We start from the raw sequence: 4,854 nt of genomic DNA, 5'->3' as shown, positions 1-4,854 counted from the left end.
AACGCTGACGACTCATGGCACCTCCTATTTGGGCCTCATTATGAGGCTTGGAGGTGTCTATGAAACCAGGGGCGATTCACCCCTTATTATACTTCTGTACGTACTCTTGCCACTGTTAACCAACAGCCGAATGGTTGCCGATGGCAGGCCTCCAGTCGTCAACTTCTATGCCGTTTGATATCGGTAGATTTACGGACTGGGTGGCTCCTGCTCGCTATCAACTCGTAATGGGTATCGAAACTTGAAAAGAAGCACCGCCGCAAGTGACTTAACCGGCAACGGTATAACAGGACGTCGCTACTCAAGAAGCGCTGGCTTTCAGCGATCCGGTGCACGGGCTGCTCACTGTGCCAGCCGACTTCTACAGCGACCCGGCCTCGACGCGCATTCTACGCGAGGTGTCCCGGTGAGCGGCTATCGATGCACTGGAGGCCTCAATTTTGTGAGTGGGCGTCAGGCATGGTGCATCAACCTCATACACCGATGCTTGGCAGGCTTGCGGGCGGACTGTCGTCACCCAGAGTAGTCTGCTACGCTTCATTCATTTGATTTAGTCAGATTACCCCATGAATGATCACGACGAAAAAGCTGAACAGATTGAGCAACTGACAGGAACATCCGATCTTGCTGAAGCGTTAGATAGTGAACATTTTCGGCAGTTCTTGGATCAGGTGCCTATAGCTATTGCCGTCTCAGATCTGAGACACGTTGAAAACATCGTGTACGCAAATCTAGAGTTTGAGCGTCTTTCAGGGCGGAGCGCCAAAGACATCGTGGGAGGTGGATGGGAACAGATTGACGGCTTCGAAGTGGGGGCGGATGCTCATACTTTGGGACATGCAGTTGTCTATGATACTGACTACATAGGGGCATTCAACATCCCTCATCCGGGCGCTAGTGCCACGGTTGTGGATGCGTGGTCCAATCAGATCCAGGATGATGAGGGTATACCAGCCTTTCGGTTAGTGGCTTTGGTAGCAGTAGGGGAGCGCACGCAGGGCGACATAGAAAAGCTGAAGCTTAGCATCGAAGATAAAGACACTTTATTGCGAGAGCTGCAACACCGCGTGAAAAACAATCTTCAGATGATTACTGCCCTCATTCGACTTGAAGCTCGAAACCTTCCCGAGGGTCAAGAGGAGGAACGATTTGATAGGTTGGCCGGACGTATAGAGGCGCTGGGCCTTCTCTATAACTCCCTTTCTGAAACTGAACATGAGGAAGAGATAGATCTAGGTATCTACTTGAGTGAAGTTGCGTCGGCGGTTATGCATGCACATGCTTCACAGGGTATTCGGATTGAGACAAAAGTTGATACATGGCTAGCCTCGATAAATACGGCGATGCCTGCCGGTTTGGTGGTTAACGAGTTGCTCACAAACGCGCTGAAGCATGCTTTCATCGGAAGGGACGGCGGAACCATTCAACTGCACAGTCTCGTGACTCCTACGGGCTGCAGAGTGACGGTGGCCGATGATGGAGTCGGATTACCTGATGGCGTTGAATGGCCTAAGCCTGGCAAACTCAGCTCGCTAATAGTCAAATCGTTAAAGCAGAATGCGAAGGCCAACGTGACCGTAGAGTCGAAGTCAGGATGCGGTGTTAAGGTTGAAATCAATTTTGATCGCGCCCCGATCGAGCAGTAATAAGGTCTTCTTACCTAACAATGCGGTTGCCATATGCACGGCTACGAGGACAACCCCGATGTGGCGACGCCCGCGACTGCTGTTCACGTAGCCGGCATCAGGACCTCAGATTAGACGATCATGCGACCACGGTGGCAGCCGGACATGTCGCGCCGCGCCCTTTCTGCCACTCGTTCGTAACTGATGGCTCGTATCCACTACCTGATCGATTGCGCGCATGCTCTTGCAGGTCAGACGTAAGTGTCCGGCGAGCCCACCTGAGCCTTACTTCAAAAGTCTGAAAGCTCATCTAACTTCACGATGATGATATTATGCTATATTGGTGTACAAACCTGGGTATGAAGAGCACCCAATGCATCGTGTGTTCCTCCTCCATCGAAATGCCGCACGCTCAATACTGGCTTATCTGGCCGCTCTAGCCGTGCTGCTTTCCTTCTGCGCTTACGCGGATGAGACGCCGACTGTTGCTTCTTCCCTGCAACGCTCCAAAGCTGTGACTCAGGTGGTCCTGGGCATTTTTGGCTACGCACGATGGCCCCAACAGCCAGCTACGCTGCGTTTATGCCTAATAGGCCCGACCGAATACGCCGATGATCTGATTCGAGGTAACGTACAGAATTCGGCGCAGCCTCTGCAGACACGCCGCCTGCTGGCCGGCGATCCGAGCATTCCAGAATCCTGTGATGCCGTGTACATCGGTCGACTAAACACCTTACAGCGCCAACAGCTATTTAGAGATATCTCCGCTCACCCTATCTTGAGTATTAGTGAGAGCGATGATTCCTGTACGGTCGGAAGCATGTTTTGCCTGAATGTGACCGATGGACAGGTCACCTTCGAAGTGAACCTGGATTCAGTAGCTCGCAGTGGCGTACGCATTCACCCAAGTGTGCTTCAACTGTCGAAGCGACGCGGGAGCAGATCGTGAGACCGTGGGCAGTAATATGCGACCAACTCTAAGAGCATCCCTTACACGTGGGCATATGGGCGTGGCGATGCTGGCCGTGGGTCTGTCCAGCATCTTGCTCACGCTTTTGGGGGTATTCGCACTGCAGGCTTATGCGAACCATAATCTTCGGCTGATCGCCCGCTCCATCAACTACACAGTGGAAGCCGCAGTCGTATTCAACGACAGCGCAGCAGCCAACGAGAGTCTTACATTAATTGCTTCGACTGAGGAGGTCGCAGAGGCGAAGGTCTTTACAGCGGATGGTACGCTGCTGGCTCATTGGACAAAACCTCGAACAAGTATGTTTGAGCACTTGGAGGTAGTGGTCGCCCTAGCCTTGCTCGAAAACCCAGTCAGCCAACCGGTGGAGCATTTAGGGCAGCCCGTTGGCCGCATTGAGCTCACAGGTCAAGGTACCAGCGTGCTCCGGTTCTTACTTGGCGGCTTAGTTGGCATAATGCTGTCCACTGTACTCAGCGTAGTCTTTGCCAGTCATTTGTCGCGTCGCCTGCTGAATGAAATCATCCAACCTTTACGGAGCCTTGCAAGCGTTGCCCATGAGGCGCGCAGCGAACGCAGATTTGATCGTCGCGTACCGGAAGCGCCCATTTCAGAGCTCAATGAGCTAGGTGATGACTTTAACGCTCTCCTTGGGGAGCTGGAGACGTGGCAAAACCATGTCAGACGTGAGACAGAGACGTTGGTTCACCAAGCGAGCCACGACGGCTTGACTGGCTTGCCTAATCGCTCCTTGTTTGAAAGCCGCTTGGCCCATGGCGTAGCCTACGCAGAGCAGACTGGCGAGCACCTGGCGGTACTGTACCTGGACAGTGACAGTTTCAAGCAGATTAACGACACGTTAGGACATGCCGCTGGCGACCAAGTGTTGATCAGCGTTGCTGCCCGCGTCAAAGGACAGTTGAGAGAGGTCGATCTGGTCGCAAGGCTTGGAGGCGACGAATTCGCTGTATTGCTTAACCCACTTCGGTCCAGAGCAGACGCGGAGCGAATAATTGACCAGATCATTGCAAGCATGAAGACACCAATAGCTCTGAAGGATGGGAGAACGATCACCACATCTCTTAGCATCGGCCTTGCCTTCTACCCGGATGATGGCAGAGACCCAGTCGCGTTGTTGCATGCAGCAGACGTGGCAATGTATCAGGCCAAACGAACACGTCGCTCGGCTCCAGAGTCAGCGCGTCGACCGTAATGCTAATCACAGGAGCTTATTCGTGACCCGCTCGCTCGCACTCTCACGCTATTTTTTTCTTACAGCTGTACTGGTAATGCTTAGCCTGACTGGTTGTCAGACGATGCCTCATGGCCTATCCGCTGAACAAATCGCCGTACTCAAGCGCGAGGGCTTCGCTCAGACTGACGATGGTTGGGCTTTCGATCTTTCTGGAAAAGTTCTGTTTGGCAGCGACTTAGACAACCTCAACAGTCAGAGCCTGGCGATTGTAGACCGCATAGGAAAGGCGCTGCTCTCCGTGGATATCCAAAGTGTCAGAGTGGATGGTCATGCAGATGCGTCCGGCACACCTGCTTATAATCAGGACCTCTCTGAACGACGAGCTCGGAGCGTCGGGAATGCTCTAATCGCCATTGGGCTGAAGCCGCAAAACGTCCAGATCCGCGGTCTGGGTAGCAGCCAGCCGGTGGGAGACAATCAGACCAGCGTTGGTCGGACAGAGAATCGCCGAGTGTCGTTAGTAGTACCCTCTAGCTGACTCAAAGAGTGAAGATGCATCACCGCCTCACTGCACGTGAATAGGCAATCGCTCGTAATTCACCGGCTGCGATTATTTTCGATTTCTGCCCATGCGATATAGCGCGCGGCCGCATGGGCCATATGTACTGTCTGGTTCGTGATGCATCAAAGTGCGTGGAGACTCAGCCGGTGATGCAGTGCGCTTGGGCTTTTGCTTGCTTTTCGGTGCTCACCGGTGCTGTTTGCCAGGCATGAGCTCGGATTCAATCGCTGCGATATCGATATCGATATCAAGTCATCGAGTAAGCTGGCCTACCCAGGATTCATCTGCTCGTTGCGCTTGGCAAACTTCAATCGCCTGAGCTGCACGATTTCGTGAGTAAGCTTCTTGATGCCTGCTTGATTGCAGTTGAACTTCTTATCCCATAGGGCGACTTCCGAGCGGTTGTTACAGTTGAGGCAAGTTGTAGTGGTCAACTAATCCCGGACACGACGTTAAGTTTTTTCCTCGGCCCTCGCTGGAGCCAACCCATCGTTGAATTGAT

4 protein-coding genes and 1 pseudogene are annotated in these 4,854 nt (G+C 53.1%); 4 read left to right on the top strand and 1 reads right to left on the bottom strand.

Going from position 1 to position 4,854, the window contains the following annotated elements; translation table 11 throughout:
* Positions 1–566 precede the first annotated feature (566 nt).
* The 4 genes from CE491_RS00300 (at position 567) to CE491_RS00285 (ending at position 4,328) form a co-directional block, all read left to right on the top strand.
* Entirely contained in the window at positions 567–1,646 is a 1,080-nt protein-coding gene (locus CE491_RS00300; protein WP_110946397.1) for a sensor histidine kinase, read from the top strand.
* 352 nt (positions 1,647–1,998) lie between these two features.
* Positions 1,999–2,574 carry a YfiR family protein gene (locus CE491_RS00295; protein WP_110946396.1) on the top strand — a complete coding sequence of 192 codons (576 nt, stop codon included), beginning with the start codon at positions 1,999–2,001 and terminating at the stop codon, positions 2,572–2,574.
* Positions 2,575–2,590: 16 nt separating this feature from the next.
* Positions 2,591–3,808, top strand: coding sequence for a diguanylate cyclase domain-containing protein (locus tag CE491_RS00290; protein ID WP_110946395.1), 1,218 nt, complete (start codon positions 2,591–2,593; stop codon positions 3,806–3,808).
* A 76-nt stretch (positions 3,809–3,884) separates the two neighbouring features.
* Positions 3,885–4,328, top strand: coding sequence for an OmpA family protein (locus CE491_RS00285; protein ID WP_110946398.1), 444 nt, complete (start codon positions 3,885–3,887; stop codon positions 4,326–4,328).
* A gap of 81 nt (positions 4,329–4,409) precedes the next feature.
* Here the strand turns inward: CE491_RS00285 and CE491_RS30530 are convergent.
* A pseudogene (locus tag CE491_RS30530) lies at positions 4,410–4,705 on the bottom strand (IS66 family transposase); the annotation flags it as partial.
* Positions 4,706–4,854 lie beyond the last annotated feature (149 nt).

Source organism: Pseudomonas bohemica, from assembly GCF_002934685.1.
GTDB classification, from domain to species: Bacteria; Pseudomonadota; Gammaproteobacteria; order Pseudomonadales; family Pseudomonadaceae; genus Aquipseudomonas; species Aquipseudomonas bohemica.
This window is presented reverse-complemented; position numbering and strand designations above follow the sequence as displayed.